This window comes from Gemmatimonadota bacterium, assembly GCA_026705765.1.
Lineage (GTDB): Bacteria > Latescibacterota > UBA2968 > UBA2968 > UBA2968 > VXRD01.
Genome location: JAPPAB010000152.1, coordinates 1 through 22,422, shown reverse-complemented (window position 1 = coordinate 22,422; position 22,422 = coordinate 1). Strand labels below are relative to the sequence as shown.

Below are 22,422 nucleotides of genomic sequence, written 5' to 3'. Positions count from 1 at the left end.
TCGACCAGAACACTATCATCGTCTATACCTCTGACCACGGCGAAATGGCCGGCGCCCATCGCATGTGGACCAAACACAACATGTATGAACAATCGGTCTGCGTACCGCTCATCATCCGCCTGCCCGGAGACATCCAGGCCAACACCTCGTACAACCACCTCGTCGAACACGTAGATATCTACCCCACACTCGCCGAATTGTGCAACCTGCCCATTCCCGAAAACATCCACGGACGCAGCTTTGCCCCTCTATTTGACAACCGAACTTACCAGCCGCGCGAATATGCCTACTCCGAATACGATTTTTGTCACAGTGTCTTCACCCGAGACAATCGGTATGTGGGCAAACCGCCCATCCTCATGGTCCGCACAGACCGCTGGAAACTCAATTATCTGAGTTGGGCACGCTCTGAACTCTTTGACCTGAAGAACGACCCGAATGAATTTCGCAACGTCATTGACGACCCCGCAAATGCCAGCATCGCGCGCGAACTCACCGACATTGCGAAACGGATGTATGAAAACTGACCGCAACGGAATATCCAACCAATGATATAAGGAGCACATTATGCCTGCATTTCAAACACCCGACGGCACAATAGTCAAAATGAGTGGAAAAGAACTCGTATTTGGAGAAACCATCTTCTCGCCGAGGGAATCCAACGACATCCTCACAGACACGGAAGCATTGAGACAGCGAATGGAAGAAGACGGGTATCTCATCATCCGCAACTTTCACAATCGCGAAGACATCCTGAAAGCGCGAAAAGAAGTTGTCGATCACATGGAAAGTCAGGACCTGCTCGCCGAAGGATCGACACTTGAAGATGCCATCATCGGCGATAGAAAACGCTCCATGCGCTTCAAAGACAGCCTGGTCAAAACATGGCCCGGCTTTCTCAACATCGTCGATGGCAAAAACACAATGGACTTCTTCGGTCGCTTTTTGGGTGGTCCCGCCCTCTCGCTCGATCACAAATGGCTGCGCGCCGTCAGAACGGGAGGCAATGCGGGGATGCACTGCGACATTGTATATATGGGCGCGGGCACCAACAATCTCTATACCATGTGGACAGCACTGGGCGATATCTCCCTCGACATGGGACCACTCGCCCTCTGCCTGGGATCGCACAAACTCGAACATCTCCGCAATACCTACGGCGCATCGGATGCACACGACGACCTGATTCAAGGCGCATTCTCCAACGACCCCTATGATGTCATAGAAACCCTCGGCACCACATGGGCAGCCACGCCATTTCAGGCCGGTGATGTCGTCATCTTCGGCATGTACTTCATGCACGCCTCCCTCGAAAACACCACCAACCGCTTTCGCATCAGCAGCGACACGCGCTACCAACTCGCCACAGAAGCCACGGACCAGCGACACATGGGCAAAGACCCCGACGTAATACCCAAAGCAGATCTGTCCGAACGCAAGTCCATCGAAGAATACCGCGCGGAATGGGGATTGGCGAAGGAGACCTCTTGAAATGCCAAGCATCACACAGCACAAACCCGACAAAGCTTATGAAGGCTACACCCTCTTCTCAGAAACCTTCGCGGAACCAAACTGGGAAGTCGGCAAAGAAGCCGTGGTGTACCTCATCGACATGAACGGAGAACCCGCCCACACATGGCACCTCACGCAACACACCGTCCAGTCTCACTGTCGATTGCTGCCCAACGGCAATCTACTCGTGCCCACCCACGACCGCTCGGGCGTCACGCAGTGCAGCAATGTCGGCATTTTTGAATACGATCCCGACAGCACACTCGTCTGGCGCGTACGCTGTCGCACCGACCACGACTATCAGGTGCGCGACAACGGCAATCTGCTCATCCACACACTCAACGAAACCATGTGCCCACCCCTGGGACCTGAACTCAAGCGCCACCCGTACATGATCGAGATTACGCGAGACAAAGAACTGGTCTGGGAGTGGAAAGGCGAAGAACATCTGGAAGACCTCGAAGCCTGTCTATCTCCCGAAGCCTGGCAACACGTTCTGGACCGCGCCATTGGACGCTTTGCATTTGACTGGGCGCACAACAACACGCTCCAGCTCATACCACCTCATAAAAACGAGGGTGACGCGCGCTTCAAACCCGGCAACATCTTCTTCTCCTACCGCAGCAACGACGTCATCGGCGTGATCGACTACGACACCAGCGATATTGTCTGGGCATGGGGACCCGGCATCATTGACGGGCAGCACAAACCCCACATACTCGCAAACGGCAATGTGCTGATCTTCGACAACGGCACCCTGCGCGGGTATTCTCGCGTGATTGAACTCAATCCCCTTACCGAAACCATCGAATGGGAATACGTCGCAGACCCCAAAGAAGCGTTCTTCAGCGCAGCCATTTCCGGTGCCCAGCGCCTGCCCAATGGCAATACCCTGATATGCGAAGGCGGCAAGACCCGACTTTTTGAAGTCACACCAGATGGGGAAATCGTCTGGGAATTTATCAACCCCTATCGCCATGAAAACGGACGCCCCGTCATCTATCGCTGCTTGAGATATTCCCCTGAATACGTAGCCCCTCTTCTATCTTGAAAGGAGTTTTCATACCTATGCCTTCTCCCAACGTAGTCTTTGTAATTACCGATGATCAGGGCTATGGCGACCTCGGATGCCACGGCAATGACATCATCCAGACGCCCAACCTCGACAAGCTTTACACCGAAAGCGTGCGATTTACCAATTACCACGTCGGTCCCACCTGCGCGCCCACCCGGGCGGGCATTATGACGGGACGCTATTGCAACTGCACAGGCGTATGGCACACCATTGCCGGACGCTCGCTATTGCGCAAAGACGAAACCACCATCGCCGACTTCTTCAAAGCAGCGGGATATCGCACCGGCATGTTTGGCAAATGGCACCTGGGCGACAACTATCCATTTCACCCGCACAATCGGGGCTTTGACACGGTCGTTTACCACGGCGGCGGCGGCGTACACCAGACCCCTGACTACTGGGGCAATACCTATTTTAACGACACGTACTTCCGCAACGGCGTACCTGAAAAATTCAGAGGCTACTGCACGGATATCTGGTTTGACGAAGCCAAAAAATTCATCGAAGACTGTGGGGACACGCCCTTCTTCTGCTATATCCCCACCAACGCGCCGCACGGTCCCTTCAACATAGCCGATCACTACCGCGAACTCTACAACGGCGACGGCTTGCCCGGCCAGCGCGACCGCTTTTACGGCATGATCACCAACATCGACGAAAACGTCGGTCTCATGCGCGACTTCCTCCACGAAAAGGGATTGGAAGAAAACACCATCTTCATCTTCATGACCGACAATGGCACCGCCAACGGCTGCGCCCTCGACGGCAATGGCTATGTCACAGATGGTTTCAACGATGGCATGCGCGGAAAAAAAGGCTCGGAATACGAAGGCGGACATCGCGTCCCCTTCTTCTTTCACTGGCCCGCGGGAGGATATACCAGCGGACGGGACATCGACACCCTCATTGCCAACATCGACTTCTTACCCACCCTTTGCGACCTCTGTGACGTCCCCATCTCCGACGAAGCCCGCGAACGCATCAACGGCACCAGCGTCAAATCCCTCCTCGAAGGCACAGACAACTGGCCCGGCCGCACAATCGTCACGGACTCGCAGCGCGTGGAAAATCCCATCAAATGGCGCAAATGCGCGACCATGACACAGCGCTGGCGGCTCATCAACGGCGAAGAACTCTACGACATGGACAACGACCACGGACAACGCCACAATGTCGCCGAACAACATCCCGACATCGTCGCCGAACTGCGCCAGCACTACGAAGACTGGTGGGCAATTGTCTCCGAACGCTTTGGCGAAGACGTACCCATCATCGTCGGCTCTGAAAGCGAACCCGTCTCTGTGATCACAACCCACGACTGGCACAACGAAAACAGCGAATCTGCCTGGAATCAGGGTGCGATCCGCCGCGGAACGGAATGCAATGGTCGCTGGGCAATTGACGTGGCCGAATCTGGTGACTACACCTTTGAACTGCGCCGATGGCCCCGCGAAGAAGACCGCGCCATCACCGAAGGCATCCCCGGCAAACTCACGCCCTATTACGGCGGCAATGCAATTCCCGTCAGCACCGCCCGCATCAAAGTTGCAGGGCAAGAACAAGCGCAATCCATCGGATCCGAAGACAAAGGCATCTCATTCACCTGCACCCTCCAGGCCGGTGAAACAAGCCTCGAAACCGAACTCACCGATGGGAATGGCATCTCGTTGGGAGCGTATTACGTATATGTGGAAAAAGTGGGATAAAGCGAGGGGCTGGGGACTGGTTGAGAGGACGTCTCACCTCTTATGTCTTTGTGTGAGGTCCTCTCACCATTCACCTATAAGAAAAACACAATGGGCAAAGGGCTATTACTCATCCTCGCGCTTTTCTTCGCGAGTGTCCCTTCATGGAGTGCGGAATCTCAGTCCGATTCTCTCTCATCGGATCGCCGCGTGCGCGGCGCGGTCTTGCGGTCCATCGCGCTACCGGGGTGGGGACAATTTTACAATGGCAAGCGCGTAAAAGGCAGCGTGATTGCGACAGCAGAAGTAGCTTCGGCCATCGCATGGGTAGTGCGTCGCAAACAGATTAAAGATCGCGGCACTCAAGAGCGGAACCTGTACCTCTTCTCAACCATTGGAATCGTGCTCTACAGCGTGGGAGATGCTTATGTGGATGCCCATCTCAGTCGGGTAGATTGGGCTGAAGTGGAGGCGGGTATCGATGAAAACGGCACGGCAAAATTTCGTCTAAAGTTTAAGTTTTAATGGTGTTTAGACATATCGAATATTCTTCCCCAAAGTCGCTACCATCTCACCGCTTGCTACCATCGGCAGCAAATTTTCCGACCAGAAAATCGACTCCTCTGGCGCACGCAACGTCTCGAGCACATTGCCAAAAGGATCGGTAATATCCGCAACGGGATCACCCTTTTGCAAATGATCGTAGTGCTGCGCGTGAAACTCTATAAATCCACCCCGATTGGCCAACACCGTCAAAAATCCATCCACCACCACTTGCTTTTTGGGTATAAACGGCTCGCCCGGTATAACCCCGTAATACTTCAACACATTCTCGACACCCGTAATACCCTTTTGAATACTCTCCCTATCCCAGCCGAGACACCCACCGAGTTCTGGATCAATCGTCGGAATCCCCTCATCGGGAGCAGAACGCGCGAGTTGACCTTCGGGACCGCGCTGATCGAGAATATAGCCAATACCAAACACCTGAGCCATCTCCATACACACGCGATGAATGCGCTTGCGTCGATCCACCCGCACGCGCACCTCGTCAATCATCGGCCGGCGCCCCCCCTGGTGCAAATCGATACAATAATCGGACTGCAACACCGCATTGTGAAATAACCGATAGGCAATGCGCTCGCTCGACGTGCCATCTTTGCGCCCGGGAAAACACCGATTCATCTTTTTTTCATCAACCGGACTAAATGCCTGATGCGCGTGAAAAGCGTGAAAATTGACAATCAACACCGCAATAACCCGCCCGCTCATCACAGTCGGATCCAGCCGCTTCAACACCTGTCGAATCACGCTGATGCCATTTAACTCATCCCCATCGCTAATCGCCTGCAAATAAATCGTCGGTCCTTCCTCAGCACCATTGATCAGGGATACCGGAACGCGCGCAGGCGACCCATCCTGCATCTCAGCCACCTTCAAATAACCATCCGTACGCTGCCCTGACTCAGCCCGAAGATGTTCAACGCGAAGCAATTCACCCATAATAATTATCGCTCCTAAAAAAAGCTGAATATTTCTTTATTTTTCAGTGTTAAAAAAACGAGTGAATCCATGTGCTGTCAACTGAAAAGAGCGTAATATTTCTTTGTTAGGTTTGACAACTGTCATGTGACACATTACATTAAAAATATGATACGCACCTTTGCCAACAGAGAAACTCAGGAACTCTTTACTGAAGGACAATCACGACGTTTACCACCTGATATAATTAGAAGAGCCATTCGCCGTCTGGAATACATCGACCTAGCCGACACTTTGGACGATTTAAAGATTCCGCCGAGTAACCGTCTTCATGCCTTAAAAGGAAGCAGAAGAGGACAATATTCTATTTCCATTAACACACAATGGCGAATCTGTTTTCGATTCATTGATGGCGATGCTTATGATGTCGAAATCACTGACTATCATTAGGAGAAACCAAAATGTCCATACCCAACATCCACAAACGTGAAATCCCACCAACACATCCCGGTGAGATGCTTCGAGAAGATTTCATGCCCGATTATAATTTGACCCCAACCTCACTCGCCTCTGCTCTGGGTGTTTCGCGTCAAACAGTACATGACTTATTAAAAGAAAAACGCGCTGTAACCCCCCTTATGGCCCTTCGATTATCCCGTCTATTTGGCAATTCCCCAGAATTTTGGTTGCGGGCACAGCAAGCAAGAAAGCTATGGGAATCTGAACAACAATATTTCAATGACCTCAATCACATTCATCCGCTTACACCGCAGTATTAAATCTAAAAAGAGCCGATCCATTTTCGGACCGGCTCTTTCACTTATAGCCTCAATAATAGGTCCTCTCTACCCCTCATCATAATCAGTCAATGGACGGATCCAGATATTGCGATAGCGCACAGGATCTCCGTGATCTTGCAGCATCAATGGCCCGGTAGGCCCGTGTGGCGTGTCATAATTCGACACATTCCTGTGCCCGGTAGGCCCCATAGCCTCTTTGCGATTGTGCAGCACAACACCGTTCAAAAACACCGTCAAATACGCGGGCTTCACCAGCGTATCGCCATCGTATTCCGGTGTTTCAAAAACAATATCATAAGCCTGCCACTCACCCGGCGGACGCGTCGCATTCACCAGCGGCGAAAACTGGCTGTAAATCGCGCCCGTCGTACCATCGGAATACGTCGGATTGTCATATCCATCCAGCACCTGCACCTCGTATTTCCCGATCAAAAACACACCGCTATTTCCCCGCCCCTGGCTGCTACCGCGCACTTCTGACGGACAGGCAAACTCTATGTGCAACTGCGCGCTTCCAAACTCATCTTTTGTCCGGATATTCCCCGTACGGGGATTCACCTCTACATACCCATTCTCCACTGTCCATGTCGGATCTCCACCATCGAGACTCTGCCAACTGGACAAATCTGTACCATCAAACAGCACCACGGCATCCGATGGCGCATCACCTGCACTGGCACCCGGCGTCACCACGCGCGGTGCTGGACGATTCTTATCGTGAACGCGCCACGGTTGATTGGGCAACATCGGCGTATCGTCATACCCTACCGGCGTGTGTTTTTCTGCTGCCATTTCGTTTCCTTTCTAAAATGAAGTGAATATTTTATCGTGAAACCATGATTATAAAAATACGAGGATGTGTCAAGCGGGATTCCGAACACGGATCTCGCTCGCAATTTATCGCATGAAATGAATCATTAACCCGTATTTACCTGTCCATATATTAGACACCGAAAATAATTTGGTTTATTGCCCAAACGCGCGTAAGGACAAATCATGAAAATTCTCCGCACAGAACAAAACGTTCCATCTCTGCCAAAACCCAACCAGTGTCGCGTTGTGTACTCCGATGAACGCCCACCCGTTGAACTAATTACCGCAACATTTGTATATGCATTCGACGGAGATCGCTTGCTCATGACACATCTCAAATCGCGCGGTTGGGACCTCCCCGGCGGCCATGTTGAACCTGGTGAAACGCCTGATCGCACAGCCCGTCGAGAAGTCTATGAAGAAACAGGTGCCCGTCTAAATCAGATAGGCGTTTTTGCCCACATCCACATGCACATTGACGGACCTGAACCCGATGATTATGCTTATCCTTATCCCGATTCCTACATGGTCTTTTACTGGGCACATATTGACACACTTGAAAATTTTAACGAAACCGACGAAGTGCGTGAACGCGGTCTATTTGGCCCTGAACGAACGCGACAAACCCATTATATCACGAACAACCGGGAACTCTATCGCGCTGCATTTGAATGCGCCGTTGACCTGACCCCCAAACCCGAAGCCCCCTGGAAACACAAAGCCTTTGCCCTCATCCTGCGTCCAGATAATTCGGGATACAAACTCCTCGGACTTTGCTTTGACGACGCACCTGCGATGCCCCTGCGTTTTCCCGGCGGGAATTTGGACCCGGGCGAAACACCAGAAGAAGCTATGTATCGCGAACTCTACGAAGAATCTGGCCTGGGGCGCTTAAAAATCCTTCGCAAACTCGGCGTTTATCACTATTACAAATACTACATCCAATCCAATGTCGAACGGCATGACTATCTTCTCCTCGCCCCGCGCAACACCCCAGACCAATGGTCTCATGTTGTCACAGGAGAGGACGCCGACGCCGATTACACCTTCAACTACCAGTGGATAGGAGCAGACGAAATCGATAGCCTCTCCGACGAACTCAACACATTTGTCACACCTGAACACATTCCCGAACTATTCAATAATAAATCCCACTGATATCCCACCCAAAGACAGACACATCTACCCATCCGTTATTGCCCTCCCCTCCTGCATTGATCTCAACACCCTCGCACGCCAGAAACGCCCGCTGATTATCTACATGCGGCGTCAAACACCCTTTTGAATCCAGAATGCGATGCATGGGATATGTCTGTCCCGCCACGCGCTTCATATACGTAGGCAAAACGCGGTAATACGAACGCGACACCCCCAGAACATCCACAATCTGCTTATACGTCATCACCTTCCCAAAGGGAATCTGCTTTACAACCCACAAAAATCGATCCAAGGTGCGATCGGGCACGGAATCATAACACCTGGACAAAACCCTGACCGAGTCGCCTTCACAAACGACACCCCCGGTCAACACCACAGCCAAAAATCCTCTCTGATTCTCCAGCGACAGGATCGGTTTTACGCCCAACGTCCCGATATACTTACACACCTCACAATGATACGTCAGCCGAACTGTAGCGGAATCCCCGAATTGCAACACCGACCCCGATGGCAAATCGTCCAGCGGCAACCCGGCGACAACGACATTCTCTCGCAAATCACCTGGCTGCAATTTGAACGCCTGCAGAGTCTCCAAAGCAACCAAAAGCACCTGCCGCGGACCAACACCACTTGCATTGGCATCGCCTTCAATGCCAAAACGAGTGCGCAGCAAAAATTTACCATCGCGCGGTCTGGATAAAGGCATCCCCTTCTCTATCTTCATGAACAGAGAAATGACGCACCCCTGTGTATCCATCTGCACACTTTCCATTACTCCGACATCCATCCACCTGCGACCCGCGCCAACTCTTCCATCACGGGTTCATCGGTATTTCGCCGCTTCAAAATTTTAAATCCGTGATCCGCCGTATCCACCACGTGAAGCGTCGCATACTTCAGATTATCTACCACTGGCTGCAACAGTTCTAAACTAGCCATCTTATCCCGCTGCCCCGATAAAAACAGCATCGGCACGCGCACATCCTTCAAATGCTCAGCACGCTCTGTATTCGGCTTGCTCGAATACAGCGGAAAAGCGAAAAACACAATACCCTTCAGCCCATCAATAGGGTCTTCAGCACAAGCCATCGAAACCATCCGCCCGCTCATCGAATGTCCGCCAGCAAAAACTGGCAACCCACGCGCCTGCTTCATCCCCATCTCTATAGCCGCCCGCACAGTTGCCAACCGCACCTTCTCGCCATCCATACCACCACCGCCCCTCTCGGAATAGGGATAATTGAAGCGCAAAGTCGCAATCCCCACATCGTTCAACGCATCGCTCAGTTCCTGCATAAAAAGATGCCGCATATTCGTACCTGCCCCATGACCCAACACCAACAATGCCTTTGCCCCACGCGGTCGCGCGTACAAAGCCGACACCTCACCCTTTTCTTCGGTCGCAATAAATTTCAACTCTCTGGGTTCAACAGCCATTTATATCTCCTTTTGCCACGCAATATGAGAATCCCGCGGCGTAGCGCAAAGCGGACCACCGCGATCATCCGTCAACTTTAGCTGTACAACAATGGGATCACCCGACTCAACTGCCCGATTAACCTGCGCCCAATCGAGATGCCCCAGACGGATTTTAAGCCGCCGAAACATCTCAAAATCCCCCGAATCTCGCACCACTCCCCAGGACAAATAAAAAAAGCGATCTGCTGGCCTGCCCTGTGCATAAGGACCCAAAAAATTGGGTGAACCATCGGGTTTCTCACCAACCCTGAACTCGGGGTAAAATACCACCTCGCGGCGATCTGCAGGAACCTGATCAATAACCTCTTTGCCGTGCTGTATGCCGAGATAAACAGGTTCTTTAACCTCGGGATCGTGACCGTATAGATCTTCAAAACGAGTACCGGGCAATTCGGTACAAATCACTTTTAGTTTCAGTTGTTTTTCTTTCATGCACCACTTCTTTTCAGAACTTGCACCAAATGATATAACTAAGTATAGTATAGAAATACCATTTACGCCGCCCAATTCTTTAAAATATCGCGAAAGGAGACGCATGCAACCCAACATCATCTTGATCAACTGCGACGACCTCGGCTATGGTGACCTCGGCAGTTACGGCTCAACAATCAACAAAACGCCAGCACTCGACAAAATGGCTGCGGAAGGCATCAAATTCACCGACTTCTACATGGCATCTCCCGTGTGTTCGCCCTCTCGAGGCGCCATGCTCACGGGCTGTTATCCCCCCCGCATTGGCTTTGGCTCTTTTGACGGGCGCTGGGTCCTCTTCCCCGGCCAGGGCGTGGGATTAAATTCCAGCGAAATCACCATCGCCAAACTCCTCAAAAACAAAGGCTACGCCACCAAAATAGTCGGCAAATGGCACTGCGGAGACCAGCCAGAATTTCTGCCCACCCGCCACGGATTCGACAGCTACTACGGCATTCCCTATAGCAACGACATGGGCATACAAAAAGAAGACGACAAAAATCCACCTCTGCCCTTATTGCGCGACGAAGAAGTCATCCAGGCACAACCCGACCAGCGCGGCATCACCGAACGCTACGTCGAAGAATGCGTCCGTTTCATACGCGACAACAAAGACCAGCCCTTCTTCCTCTACCTCGCCCACATGCACGTCCACCTGCCCCACTATCCCCCCGAAGCCTTTGTCCGCGAATCGGAAAACGGCGTATATGGCGCAGCAGTCGCCTGCATTGACTGGGCAGCCGCCGTCATCTTTGACGAACTCAAAACCCTGGGACTCGACGACGACACCCTCGTCATCTTCACCAGCGACAACGGCTCTCGCGCCCGCGACGAAGGCGGCAGCAACAGCCCTTTGCGCGCCACCAAAGGCACCACATGGGAAGGCGGTCAGCGCGTACCGTGCCTCATGCGATGGCCCGGCAAAATTCCCGCGGGCGAAGTGTGCAGCGAACTGACATTATCCATGGACTTTTACCCCACGCTTGCGGCCCTTGGCGGAGCAGAAGTACCCACCGACCGCATCATCGACGGCAAAGACATCCGCCCATTCATGTTCGCAGAAAAAGGCGCAACATCGCAACACGAATCCTTCTTTTACTACAAACGCAACAGCATCGAAGCCGTGCGGAGCGGCAAATGGAAACTCCACATCCGCAAAGACGATCAAGAAATCCAAGAACTCTACGACCTCGAAGCCGACATCGGCGAGACCAATGACATCAGTGATCAACACCCCGATATCGTGCGGGATCTCAGAGCGCAAATTGACGCCTGTCGCAAAGACCTCGGAGACGATGCCGCGGGCATAACAGGCGAAAACATCCGTCCCGCTGGCCGCGTTGAAAACCCCGACACCCTCACGCATCTCGACCGCGACCATCCCTATATGATCGCCATTTACGACCTCAAAGAACGGGGTTAACATGGCCCTTACACCCGAACAGATCGCCGAGTTCAAAACATTGGGATATACCCTCGTACCCAATCTGATTGATCCATCGATGTTAGACAATTGGCGCGCGCAAATTCGCGCCAAATTCGGCGATCTCTCTGACCCCGTCCAACAAAACGCCGCAGGACCGCGCCAACAACACCGCGAAGACATCACCATATTGAGAGGCTTTCGCTTTTCCCCAGAAGAAACACAACTCGTCAACCAGCCAAAAGTCAAAGCCATAGTCGATCACATGGGGGGCGATGGACAATTTTGCGGAGAAGACGGCAACCTGCGTCTGCTCTTGCCCGAACCCAAAAGCGAATGGTGCTTGCCAGAGCGCGGGCACATCGACGGTTATCTCGGCAGACGGCGCACCATGCCTTTTCTCCTCGGATTGGCGACCTACATCTACAACGTGGAACCGCGCGGCGGTGGCACCGTCTTCTGGCCGCGCAGCCATATCAAATCATGGGAATTTCTTCGCAAACATCCCGATCATCTCAGCCACAGCTTTAAGGACCACCCCGAATATCTCGACATGGTCAAAGATATTCAACCCGTCGAACTACATGCAAAAGCAGGCGACGTCATCTTCTGGCACTGCAACATCCTGCACGAACCCTCTCAAAACACCAGCAACAACATCCGCTATGGCCTGTTCGCCCGCCTCCCTCACAAAGACCAGGAGACATTCCGAGACGAAATACCCGATGACCTCTGGAAACGCTGGCGAATATAGGTAAGCGGTGAGAGGGCCTCACACAAAGACACAAAGGCACAAAGAGACAAAGGGGTGAGGCGTTGAGAGACTGGGGAATAGAGGCTTGTCCCCACTCTCTGGTATCTTTTTTCACGGCGAATATAGCCGCTCAAAGGGATTCGGGATTGAGCACAGAAAGCCCTTCCAGTGTGGCGACCTGACAGAAGGGAATATCAGCGCAAACAAAATGATCGAGAGGTGTATGGCTATTGGTGTGAAGGGCAATGGCAAGCTGAAGAGCGTCTAATGTGCGCAGACTTTGGGTGACAGCATAACGGGAGAGGAGACGAATAGCCCGGTTCTGGTTTGTGCGTTCAAGAGGTTGAATAAGAAATTTTCGATGCCGAATATCTGAAAGGAATCGCGTTCGTATGGTTTGAAACTCATCTTGGGTAAATATGTCCATACGCCTGAGACGAAAAAAGGCAGAATGCCATTCTATCAGTCCAAGCCGGGATATAAAAATGCGATTATCTGGATCATCAACGAGGTTGACAACCATCTGTCTTCCCAACTCGTTGTGATAGTATTTAACCAGAGCACTCGTATCAAAAAAACAAACCGCCATTACCTTTCGTCTCTTTCTTCACTCACGATCTTTGCCATAGACCCTTTGAACTTAGAAGTGATTCTGAGCACTTCCCTCATTGAGGCCGCATCGTCCGCAGTCTCGCGGCTCAAATCCAATCCCCACAAATCATCCTCCTGCAGATCGCCCAATGGCTCCCGAGAATGATTGGATTCTTCAAGTTGCTTTTCAAGCCTTCGCTTCACTTCCTTCAAATCATCGGGGGAAAGTTTACAGAGGGTGTCAATGAGTTTTTCAAGGTTAGGTTCGGCGTTTTTGTCAATACTGGCCATTATTTTTCTCCTAAAAAGTTTGACAATGGCTTGATATGACCACCTTTAAAACAATACCATACTTCTGAAATGAAGCAACTAAGAAATAAAAACGCCCTGTGTCCGTTGACGCAGGGTGTTTTTGTGTATGGTAATCTTATTGAGCAGACGGATTTTGTTTGACCCATTTCTCAATCTTTGGTTTCGCCACTTCGATGATCTCAAGAAGGTGGTTGCCTATAGCCTTAGCTACGAACTTGGGATAGGTATGCATCTCGATAAGAGTATCTTTATTAGTCCAATCTGTGTAGTCCCGATTGGGAAGTTTTAGAGACTGATACCAAATCCAAATCTCTGTTTCGTATATCGTTGTCCATAATTTCCTTTTTTATTCCACCATATCGCCTCTCCTTGCTATACTCTACTTGTTTTTCCGACATAAGACACTCCTTTTAAAAAATTTTCGTATCTCATTTGAACTCCCAGCCCCCAATTTAAAATTCTCAAATTGAGACCAGCCCAAGTCAACTCCGACCAACTTATCCTCTCTTATCCTCTCTTATCCTCTCTTATCCTCTCTTATCCTCTCTATCCTGTCAAAAATCAGAAAGACCTTGAAATAATCTTCTCTTTTTCTATTTTCCCTATACAACAAAATTTTAGTGTGAGTGGGCGGTTGGCCGACCGCCCACTCACGATCCCATTGAGAACCCTCTTGAGAAAGGAATTAGCCATGGGATATTCCTTTTACAACGTAAAGCTCGAAATTAGTGCTAACCGCTCTCGCGCCATCATCTCAGCCACAAGGCATAATTTAAAGTCTGGTACATGGACTTTGACTTTCACGGTTACGTCAACATAGTGGACGCTGGCAGAGAAATTGCTGTATTCGAGAGCCTCATTTAATTTTGATTGGGACATGAATTAAGATTCCTGAATTTCATCGCCTTTTGTTAACGGAATACCCTCTTCTCTCATCTTGTTCTCATTTATGCTTATGAATGCCTCAGCGATATAGCGCAAAACTCTAAAATCTCTTCCAAATATAGTTTCCTTTTCATTAAGTTTCAAAAAACATCTAAGTTTCTTATGCCCTGGCGAATTACCTCTTACATCTACATATAAGTATCTTATATCCCTGTAAGTATTTCTGTAAGATTCTAACATCTCTTCTAATTCCTTTTTCGATACACGTTTTTCTTTTAAGAAAGAGGTCATGGTGTTAATATGGCCTAATACTGTACTTAGTAATTCTTCGGAATTATCAATTGAGTCTCTTATGTCTTTATATAGGCGATATAGGTCATGTGTGTTGCAATAAGGTAGCCCATATAATAATCGAGTCAACTTCAATGATAGCTCTATGGAAAATAGATTTAGCCCAAAACACACAATTCCTGTCATTCCTATATGTAACTCGTATTCCGATTGTTTTTGGTATCCTTCTTGTGATCGTTTCCGATGTTCCTTAGAAATTTTTGAGTGAGACCATTTACATATAGCAATGTGAGACATTGCCATATTCATTAGACTTTGTATTACATCTATTTTCTCAGATTCGCGTTTTAACATGTCATTCCTTTCATTTTGAAATTGATCGACTCAATTTTTCCGCCACCTTTGCGAATGTGGCATGTGATTTGATTTGCATTCAGGGCAAATTTTAGCCTCAAGGTGAATGCGACTCTTGCAGACCTCGCACTGGTCGCCAGCCTTAATTTTCGCTATCGCCGCGCCAAAAGGTCCCAGAAATACGCCAGCGAGGAACAAGACCCTCTCGCACTGCCACATTTAACCAACAGTAAGAAGGAGATGTAACTATGGCAAGAGAATCTTCAAATACAGATTTGTGTCTCAATTTGAAATCTAAATCCCACCACGCATCCCTTCTCTATCCCGCCAGAAATTAGAAAGACCTTGTAGGCAATTATCTCTTTTTCTATTTTCCCTATACAATACAATCAAATTTAAGTGTGTGCGGTTGACCGACCGCCCACACACGATCCCATTTAGGCACACCATTCAGAAAGGAGTCAGCCATGGGATATTTCCCTGTACGCACAGAAGTCAAGGAACTCGTTGAAAAATTTAAACGAGATAAAGACGAGTTGATAGAATCGACGAAGAAAAATATAGTTGAGAATACGGATTTGACCTCTGATGATTTGGAAATTGAAGAGGATGGGTCTCACATAAAAATAGTTGCTAAGAACACAAACCGAAAAGAGCATTAACAAGACATTATCAAATTCTGGTCGTGTGACCGCCATTCGTAAATCAAGGCTCTAAAGCCCCTGAGCAACAGCCATTTCATGGTAGCAGGGCAACTGACAAACATCAGCGATATAACTACCTTCGATGAGGTCACACGACCAAAACCTAAAAAAATTTCAACTTTTTTCAACTTTTTTCGAGGCATTGCCTCGGTTTGAAATCGCGCCAAAACGCATGGTGAAATTCGCCTATTTCGCGCCAGTGCTTCACTTTGAAATCTTGCAATTTCCCCCACCACTCAAGATCGGCGTAGCAGACAAAAATTCCGCTTTTGCTAACCAATTTTTCAAAATCACGCAAGACCGATAAATTCGGAGACAACATTGAAATCCGTTGAAAGAAAACGGTCCCAACGCCGTTTTTCTCCTTGATGAATTTGGAGCTTTTGGCTCAGGTTGAAAAAGAACATCTCTAAACGCTGCTCGTAGCTCTGCTCACCCATCTCTGATCTCCTTTCCACTACTTTTCTGTCTATTTACTGTTTTTTCAATCACTCCTGATGAGTCTGAAATATAGCCTATATCATTTGAAAATTCGATTTTTTTGCGCTCTTTGCTCCAGCCTCAGTATCAACCCCTAACTTTCCCTTGACCCCGAAAATCCAGACATTTATACTCCCTATTGAGACATTCTTCACCACAAAAGGAGATTTAACATGTCAAAACTCACCATCTACCACAACCCCAACTGAAGCAAATCCAATGGCGCACTGGATATATTGCGCGCTGGCAACGTCGAGTTCGACGTCATTGAATACTTAAAAACACCTCTGAGCGAACAGGACTTGAGAAAATTTCTCGCACTCCTGCCCGGTGAACCCAAAGACATGATTCATCCCAGTTCCTTTGAAAAATTGGGACGCGACATGGATGACTACAATACACCCGATGCACTCGTCGGCTTGCTTTTGGAACATCCCGAAGTCATGAATCGCCCCGTGTGCATTCGCGGAGATCGCGCAGTCATTGCCCGTCCCTCAGAAGCCGTGCAGGAACTCCTCACTTAAAAAAAACAGCTGCTGCAGCCACTTGGTCAAGCGGTACATATCTTTCACATGACCACTCATTCATGGCTCAAAATGTACCCTCTCGCCTTTCATCTGTGCCCATCTGCGTCCATCTGCGGATTTAAATTCAGGTTATGAACAAGTGTGCAATACAGCATATTTAAAGCACAATGCGGGATTCAGGTTCCTTGCCAACGCAAATTGTCGCTCAATTTTTGGCGAATTACCATTTTTTGGCCTGTCATTTGCTTTGTGTCTGACTGTTGCGTGTATCCCCACGCGCTCATCCCATCAGACGCGAGGCATCTCACATGGCAGACATTGACACCATCTCCAAATACCTCATTCAACACTATCCCGACCACTTCACCCGCTTCGCCCTCGCGCGAGACGACGTCGAGGTCATTGAGATCATCGAAACAGAGCAGCCCACGGTCAGAGCACGCCGAGCAGACAGCTTCATTCGCGTGCGAATCGATGGTCAGGAGGCATTAGTCCACAACGAGTTTCAAACGACCGACAGCACCAATCCTCCCATGCCGCGCCGCATGGCAGGCTATATCGGACGGGCAATTGAGCATCACGGTTTGCCGATCTATTCCAATGTCATCTACCTGCGTCCCAATGCGGGACAGAACGATCTGGGATATTACATCCAGGAGGTTCCCGGCTACGAAATCGCGATTCGGTATCGCGTGATCAGATTGATCGAAATAGAAGGCCAACCCATCCTGAGCACGGGGCATTCGGGGCTGATCCCTTTCACGCCGTTGATGAAGCCGCCTGAAGGGATGGCCTCGGATGCGTGGTTGCATCAGTGTATTCACACGGCTCGGACGCGCCCCATCGCTCGGTCATATAGGGCGGATTATCTCGCTGGCATGGTGGCCTTAAGCGAGTTGGTGTATGATTCTGAAACCATTTCTGCTGTTATTTTTCAGGAGGACATCATGGATATCATCCGCGAATCATCTCTTTTTCAATCCCTTACCCAACAAAGCAGAGAGGAAGCCAGAGAGCAGGGCCTTGAGCAGGGGGTCAGGCAACGTGCCATTGAAGATCTCCTTGACGTGCTGGAGATTCGATTTGATATGCCCGAGACACACCCCCTATCCACTCGAATTGCCGCCATTGACGATTTGCAACACCTCAAGCAATTGCTCCGTACGGCGGTACAGGTGCCCGATCTCGATGCATTTCAGCGCGTATTAGATGCGTAACGTGATTTCCATAAGCCTGACGAGATACAGGGACACCGCGTCACGTCAGTTATTCAGTATCGCGTCAAGGAAGGTGCAACTGCCTAATAAAATTGATCGTGGAGGGCTTTGAAGGAAAGAGGCTGAAATACAGGGATTTGATTGTCGGTATCCCGTAAGAGGAAAATGATAACCCTGTGTAGCGTTGGGAGGGCCCGACTTTTTAGCTACTGAGTGCTATTTTTCCATTTTAGCTTCGAGAGCTTGATAAAGACGCGATATATAATTCAAGTCAGGATTTTCTTCTTTAAAAAATAATGTATGGCTATCTCGATAATAAAACTGCTCATCGAATAGTGCCCCCCGGTATCTATCGGTAATCAACCTATCTCCCTTACGGTGAATTACCGCTTCGATTATTGTCTCGGTTGGTAATAGAATATCACCACAATGTTTGTTTTCTTCTCCCAACGTAGAGAGAACTTCCATTTCATAATTATACGGTGTGTATCCCTCCGGTGCGGGCACGAAAGGGAATATATCTATCAGGGCATATCGGTCTTCGAGATAATAGAAATCCCCGACTATCTTTCTTCCTGCCCTATTTGTTTGGTCTAATAATTGAGCGCATAATACTGCGGAATCATCATATCTTACCATTGTTATCATTTTATATTTTGGAAGGAAAATGACATACATTCCCCGAAAATGTGAAACAAATACCTCGGCCCCTTCTTTGGGGCTTGGCAGGGTGGCCTCGATAACAAAAATCCGCACTGCCTGATATACAATAAAGAGACCCAAACACCACAATACTATTTTTTTAAGAAAGGCAAAATACCGTTTCATCGCTTACCTTGGTTCTTCTCCATCTACTTCTTGAAAATTCAGGCTACGATCTCTATGATTAGCGCGATTATGCTGAGTAAGACTAAAACTGGCCCCATTATTAGTCGCTCTTGTGCTTTTCTTATTTGTTTTTTTTCACCCAACCACTCGAAGGAGTTATTATTTTCGTCCGGAAGGTCTCCTTCTTCGGCCTTTTCAAACTCAGCTTCAAGGGTTTTATAGAACCTTCTGTTAAATCTCCAGCGTCCTATAAGACAACAAACAGCCATGAAGATAATAAATGTCGGGAATATCGAAACTCCTGACTCTTCCCATCCTATTGTTATTGCGATACCCGCTATAATGAGACTAATGAAAAAGAGCATGATCACTCCCTTTCCTTGTTTTGCCTGTACGTCCTGAATACGCGCTCCGGTATCGGTATATCCAGCCTCGGAGCGAGTGGACGGTTCCCTTATTCCTTTAGTTCGTCCACCTTCTTCTTGAGTTCTCTGAGTTCTTCTGGTGTCAATTTCCTGCTCATAATCCCTGCCTTTTCATTTTTACTTGACAAAGATTGCCTTAATTTGTGGTTTATTCTCCCCTTCCGGCAGTATTTCTTGGATTAAATCCATACATACGTAGTCCTTTTCATATTATCCGCTGTGAATAACAGACAGTTGTAGACTACGCCTATGCGTCTATGAACTGGCCTGAGATGCGTCCAGTCATGCTCGATTGAACTGCTGTCGCAGTTGTACTCCGCTCACTCGCCTTCATACACCGTTTCGTCTATTCTCTCACGCACCCTCCACCGCTTTTCTCAGCTCATCGCCATTATTTCGCCACCACGAATGCAAAACTGAGATATCCACCCCGATATTGAAATGCCGCACGCCCATATCGAGATATTCCTTTGCCTCATCGGGCGACATAATCTCTGCGCGGGGATGCACGCCCATACTCAGCGCAGTCTTAAACACCTCATTCCGCGCATCTGCCACTGCGGGATCACCGCGCTGCCCCGCCTTGCCGACACTCATCGAATAATCTGAAGGTCCCCATTGCACCATATCCACGCCTGGAACCGAAAGAATCGACTCCAGATTTTCCACCGCCTCCTTCTTTTCGATCATCAAAACCACAACCGTCTCCCGCATCGCCTTCACATACTCCGGACCCCCGCCATATCCCATATACGTATTGCGCCGCGTGTACACACTGTACAGGCCACCATCCTCCGGCGTATCTGGAAGCGTCACGCGCACACATTCCTTCGCATCTTCTTCCGTGCGGCAATCCGTAAACAAAATACTCCCAAAACCAGACCCGATCGCCCGTTGCGACAAATAGTACTGATGGCTGCGATCAATTTTGAACATCATACCCATATTGTACAACTCGGCTGCGCGGCACAAATTGTCGAGATCGTAGAGATCAAACGTACCGTATTCACCAACATATTCGACATAGTCGTAAAGCCCCGTATGTCCAATCGCCTCAACAATCGCCGGCCAACTCGAATGAATCCGCGTGCCAATGGTAGGTTCGCCCGCATCTAATTTTTCTCTAATTCTGTTGGGTTTCAAAATAAACTCCTTTGTGAGTGGTTAATCACCCAAACAACGACTGAAAAACTCGCTTCGTCTTCTCCAACACATCTTCAGATAACACTTCTCCATCTGAAATTTTCACATTATCTGCGAGATGATCCGCATTGGTCGATCCCACAATAGCAGTACACACATCTTTGTGAGAAAGCGTAAAACGCAACGCAAATTCAATCAGCGGCATATCGCCCGCCAATTCCCGCAACGGCATCTGCTGTGCCCGATCCCACGGATCGCCCATATACGAACCATCTGGCCGCTCGGACCTGAGATACACCCCATTGGCAATCGGACGCTTGATAATTGTTCCCATACCCCGATCACACAAAGTCGGCATCAAATTTTCAGCAGACTCCTGGAACAACACATTGTACGTAAACTCCTGCGTATCCAAATCCCACCTCTTCGCAGCCTCAGCCGCTGCCGATCCATCAGCTGATACACCGACAAACTTCGTCCATCCCCTATCCCTTGCCTCCAACAGCGCGTCAAACGCCGCATCCCAATCGTCCGCTTCTCCAGGCAACCCGTGAAATTGCACAATATCGATCACATCCATCTTCAGCCTTGATCGACTCGTATCAATCGTCCTCAAAATACCCTCGGGCGAATAATCCTTTACAATCTCGCGCTTGCCGCCATTGATCACCTGATAATCGCCGCACTTCGTCGCCAGAACAAAATCGTCCTGCCGATGGGCGATAAACTTCCCGATCCGCTCTTCGCTATCGCCATACATCGCAGCCGTATCGATAAACGCGATACCCAAATCGAGCACCGTGTTCAGCACCGCTTCAACCTGCGATTCCGGCAACGAGGGATTCCCAATCTGCGCCGCGCCAAAACCGATCTCCGAAACCTGCAAACCCGTCTTTCCCAGCGTTCGAAATTTCATCTCAATACTCTCACTCTGCCTTCACGCATTCCGATATTTGCACAAGTCACCCAAATGTCGTATATAATACAACCAAAATTCACTAAAACCACCAAAAAATCTCAACGGACATAGACTCGCTTGAGGAGAATTGATATGGACCTTGGATTGGAAGGAAAAGTTGCGATTATCACGGGCGGCAGCGAGGGAATCGGCAGGGGAATCGCATTGCGATTCCTGGAAGAGGGAGCGAAGGTCGCGATATGTGCGCGACGCGATGATGTCTTACAGCAAGCAGCGGAGGAACTCCGTGCGTTGACCGATGGTGATGTCCTCGCGGTCTCTGCTGACGTGACCAAGCCGGAAACGCTAACGAACTTCATCGACAGAGCGGTCCAGCATTTCGGACGGATTGACATCCTGGTCAACAACGCTGGCCGGTCTGCCGCGAGCGCCTTCGATGAGTTGGACGACGATGATTGGCATGCCGATTTAGATCTGAAACTAATGGGAGCTGTGCGCTGTGCGCGCCTGGTCATTCCTCAGATGAAACTCGTCGACGGAGGACGGATCATCAACGTCACGCATCCGGGGGGCAAACAGCCTGGCGCAGCTTCTTATCCAACCTCCGTGAGCCGTGCAGCGGGGATAGCAATGACCAAAGCGCTATCCAAGGAACTATTGCCTTACAATATCCTCGTAAACACCGTGTGCTTGACCTCTATCAAAAGCGCGCAGGGAGAACGCGCCTGGAAAGCAGAAGGTTCTCGCGGCACTTTAGAGGATTACTGGACTGAGCAGGCTGAAGAACATCCACTGGGACGTTTAGGTGAACCCTCTGATGCTGGCGCACTCGTCGCCTTTCTCGCTTCGGAATGCGCTTCTTTCATCACCGGCACGGCGATTAACCTCGATGGCGGATTGTCCAACGTCGTATAACAATAGTGAGGGAAGATAAATGACACAACGCCCAAACATCCTCTTCTGCATTGCCGACGACCAATCCTGGCCCCACGCCAGTGCTTATCAAATAGCCCGTAAAGCCCACAGCCTTTAGGCGTGGTGGACTTGACCCGTTTCGGTGGGTACCTTATGAGTAGTAAGAAAGGAGACCCACT

General features: G+C 49.7%; 28 protein-coding genes. 14 read left to right on the top strand and 14 right to left on the bottom strand.

The window, feature by feature from the left end:
* The 5 genes from OXH16_19650 to OXH16_19630 form a co-directional block, all read left to right on the top strand.
* The coding region (locus OXH16_19650) for a sulfatase-like hydrolase/transferase (protein ID MCY3683620.1) at positions 1-527 on the top strand (527 nt) is incomplete at its 5' end.
* Between the two features lie 40 nt (positions 528-567).
* Positions 568-1,491, top strand: a complete 924-nt coding sequence (locus tag OXH16_19645) for a phytanoyl-CoA dioxygenase family protein (GenBank protein MCY3683619.1) — start codon at positions 568-570, stop codon at positions 1,489-1,491.
* Position 1,492: 1 nt separating this feature from the next.
* A complete protein-coding gene (locus OXH16_19640; GenBank protein ID MCY3683618.1) occupies positions 1,493-2,563 on the top strand; it encodes an aryl-sulfate sulfotransferase in 1,071 nt (356 codons plus the stop codon).
* 17 nt (positions 2,564-2,580) lie between these two features.
* The gene (locus OXH16_19635) at positions 2,581-4,293 is read left to right on the top strand and encodes an arylsulfatase (protein ID MCY3683617.1); all 1,713 of its coding nucleotides are present in this window, start codon (positions 2,581-2,583) and stop codon (positions 4,291-4,293) included.
* 42 nt (positions 4,294-4,335) lie between these two features.
* Positions 4,336-4,797 (top strand): hypothetical protein, encoded by a 462-nt coding sequence (locus OXH16_19630; GenBank protein MCY3683616.1) that lies wholly within the window; start codon positions 4,336-4,338, stop codon positions 4,795-4,797.
* Between the two features lie 6 nt (positions 4,798-4,803).
* Here OXH16_19630 and OXH16_19625 read toward each other — a convergent pair whose 3' ends face one another.
* Complete coding sequence (locus OXH16_19625; protein ID MCY3683615.1) at positions 4,804-5,775, bottom strand: succinylglutamate desuccinylase/aspartoacylase family protein; 972 nt, start codon at positions 5,773-5,775, stop codon at positions 4,804-4,806.
* A 147-nt stretch (positions 5,776-5,922) separates the two neighbouring features.
* Between OXH16_19625 and OXH16_19620 the strand changes: the two genes are divergently transcribed.
* Both OXH16_19620 and OXH16_19615 read left to right on the top strand, forming a co-directional pair.
* A complete protein-coding gene (locus tag OXH16_19620; GenBank protein ID MCY3683614.1) occupies positions 5,923-6,204 on the top strand; it encodes a type II toxin-antitoxin system RelE/ParE family toxin in 282 nt (93 codons plus the stop codon).
* A gap of 11 nt (positions 6,205-6,215) precedes the next feature.
* On the top strand, positions 6,216-6,533 hold the full coding sequence (locus tag OXH16_19615; GenBank protein ID MCY3683613.1) for a HigA family addiction module antitoxin: 318 nt from the start codon (positions 6,216-6,218) through the stop codon (positions 6,531-6,533).
* A gap of 66 nt (positions 6,534-6,599) precedes the next feature.
* Here OXH16_19615 and OXH16_19610 read toward each other — a convergent pair whose 3' ends face one another.
* Positions 6,600-7,346 carry a DUF1080 domain-containing protein gene (locus tag OXH16_19610; protein MCY3683612.1) on the bottom strand — a complete coding sequence of 249 codons (747 nt, stop codon included), beginning with the start codon at positions 7,344-7,346 and terminating at the stop codon, positions 6,600-6,602.
* Positions 7,347-7,550: 204 nt separating this feature from the next.
* Between OXH16_19610 and OXH16_19605 the strand changes: the two genes are divergently transcribed.
* Positions 7,551-8,525, top strand: coding sequence for an NUDIX domain-containing protein (locus tag OXH16_19605; protein MCY3683611.1), 975 nt, complete (start codon positions 7,551-7,553; stop codon positions 8,523-8,525).
* On the opposite strand, the gene OXH16_19600 is transcribed toward OXH16_19605, so the two are convergent.
* From OXH16_19600 to OXH16_19590, 3 genes are all read right to left on the bottom strand, one after another.
* The gene (locus OXH16_19600) at positions 8,506-9,231 is read right to left on the bottom strand and encodes an MGMT family protein (GenBank protein ID MCY3683610.1); all 726 of its coding nucleotides are present in this window, start codon (positions 9,229-9,231) and stop codon (positions 8,506-8,508) included. The genes OXH16_19605 and OXH16_19600 overlap by 20 nt on opposite strands.
* Positions 9,232-9,296: 65 nt before the next feature.
* Positions 9,297-9,962 (bottom strand): alpha/beta hydrolase, encoded by a 666-nt coding sequence (locus OXH16_19595; GenBank protein MCY3683609.1) that lies wholly within the window; start codon positions 9,960-9,962, stop codon positions 9,297-9,299.
* A complete protein-coding gene (locus OXH16_19590) occupies positions 9,963-10,436 on the bottom strand; it encodes a DUF5990 family protein (GenBank protein ID MCY3683608.1) in 474 nt (157 codons plus the stop codon).
* Between the two features lie 103 nt (positions 10,437-10,539).
* Here OXH16_19590 and OXH16_19585 point away from each other — a divergent pair, with 103 nt between their 5' ends.
* Together OXH16_19585 and OXH16_19580 are read left to right on the top strand one after the other, a co-directional pair.
* Positions 10,540-11,898, top strand: coding sequence for a sulfatase (locus OXH16_19585; GenBank protein ID MCY3683607.1), 1,359 nt, complete (start codon positions 10,540-10,542; stop codon positions 11,896-11,898).
* Between the two features lies 1 nt (position 11,899).
* On the top strand, positions 11,900-12,652 hold the full coding sequence (locus OXH16_19580; protein MCY3683606.1) for a phytanoyl-CoA dioxygenase family protein: 753 nt from the start codon (positions 11,900-11,902) through the stop codon (positions 12,650-12,652).
* A gap of 130 nt (positions 12,653-12,782) precedes the next feature.
* Here OXH16_19580 and OXH16_19575 read toward each other — a convergent pair whose 3' ends face one another.
* From OXH16_19575 to OXH16_19560, 4 genes are all read right to left on the bottom strand, one after another.
* Complete coding sequence (locus OXH16_19575) at positions 12,783-13,241, bottom strand: type II toxin-antitoxin system VapC family toxin (protein MCY3683605.1); 459 nt, start codon at positions 13,239-13,241, stop codon at positions 12,783-12,785.
* The gene (locus OXH16_19570; protein MCY3683604.1) at positions 13,241-13,534 is read right to left on the bottom strand and encodes a hypothetical protein; all 294 of its coding nucleotides are present in this window, start codon (positions 13,532-13,534) and stop codon (positions 13,241-13,243) included. The genes OXH16_19575 and OXH16_19570 overlap by 1 nt, the downstream gene beginning before the upstream one ends.
* A gap of 726 nt (positions 13,535-14,260) precedes the next feature.
* The gene (locus OXH16_19565) at positions 14,261-14,434 is read right to left on the bottom strand and encodes a hypothetical protein (protein MCY3683603.1); all 174 of its coding nucleotides are present in this window, start codon (positions 14,432-14,434) and stop codon (positions 14,261-14,263) included.
* 3 nt (positions 14,435-14,437) lie between these two features.
* Entirely contained in the window at positions 14,438-15,085 is a 648-nt protein-coding gene (locus OXH16_19560) for a hypothetical protein (GenBank protein ID MCY3683602.1), read from the bottom strand.
* Positions 15,086-15,552: 467 nt separating this feature from the next.
* Here OXH16_19560 and OXH16_19555 point away from each other — a divergent pair, with 467 nt between their 5' ends.
* On the top strand, positions 15,553-15,747 hold the full coding sequence (locus OXH16_19555; GenBank protein ID MCY3683601.1) for a hypothetical protein: 195 nt from the start codon (positions 15,553-15,555) through the stop codon (positions 15,745-15,747).
* Positions 15,748-16,079: 332 nt separating this feature from the next.
* On the opposite strand, the gene OXH16_19550 is transcribed toward OXH16_19555, so the two are convergent.
* Positions 16,080-16,229: a hypothetical protein gene (locus OXH16_19550; GenBank protein MCY3683600.1), complete on the bottom strand. Its 150-nt coding sequence runs from the start codon at positions 16,227-16,229 to the stop codon at positions 16,080-16,082.
* Between the two features lie 276 nt (positions 16,230-16,505).
* On the opposite strand from OXH16_19550, the gene OXH16_19545 reads away from it, so the two are divergent.
* The gene (locus OXH16_19545) at positions 16,506-16,793 is read left to right on the top strand and encodes an arsenate reductase (protein ID MCY3683599.1); all 288 of its coding nucleotides are present in this window, start codon (positions 16,506-16,508) and stop codon (positions 16,791-16,793) included.
* Positions 16,794-17,104: 311 nt separating this feature from the next.
* The gene (locus OXH16_19540; protein ID MCY3683598.1) at positions 17,105-18,013 is read left to right on the top strand and encodes a hypothetical protein; all 909 of its coding nucleotides are present in this window, start codon (positions 17,105-17,107) and stop codon (positions 18,011-18,013) included.
* A gap of 216 nt (positions 18,014-18,229) precedes the next feature.
* Here OXH16_19540 and OXH16_19535 read toward each other — a convergent pair whose 3' ends face one another.
* From OXH16_19535 to OXH16_19520, 4 genes are all read right to left on the bottom strand, one after another.
* The gene (locus OXH16_19535) at positions 18,230-18,841 is read right to left on the bottom strand and encodes a hypothetical protein (GenBank protein ID MCY3683597.1); all 612 of its coding nucleotides are present in this window, start codon (positions 18,839-18,841) and stop codon (positions 18,230-18,232) included.
* Between the two features lie 38 nt (positions 18,842-18,879).
* The gene (locus OXH16_19530) at positions 18,880-19,206 is read right to left on the bottom strand and encodes a hypothetical protein (protein ID MCY3683596.1); all 327 of its coding nucleotides are present in this window, start codon (positions 19,204-19,206) and stop codon (positions 18,880-18,882) included.
* A 414-nt stretch (positions 19,207-19,620) separates the two neighbouring features.
* Entirely contained in the window at positions 19,621-20,409 is a 789-nt protein-coding gene (locus OXH16_19525; protein ID MCY3683595.1) for an aldolase/citrate lyase family protein, read from the bottom strand.
* A gap of 25 nt (positions 20,410-20,434) precedes the next feature.
* Positions 20,435-21,325 (bottom strand): aldo/keto reductase, encoded by an 891-nt coding sequence (locus tag OXH16_19520; GenBank protein MCY3683594.1) that lies wholly within the window; start codon positions 21,323-21,325, stop codon positions 20,435-20,437.
* A gap of 135 nt (positions 21,326-21,460) precedes the next feature.
* Here OXH16_19520 and OXH16_19515 point away from each other — a divergent pair, with 135 nt between their 5' ends.
* Positions 21,461-22,243, top strand: a complete 783-nt coding sequence (locus OXH16_19515) for an SDR family oxidoreductase (GenBank protein ID MCY3683593.1) — start codon at positions 21,461-21,463, stop codon at positions 22,241-22,243.
* Positions 22,244-22,422 lie beyond the last annotated feature (179 nt).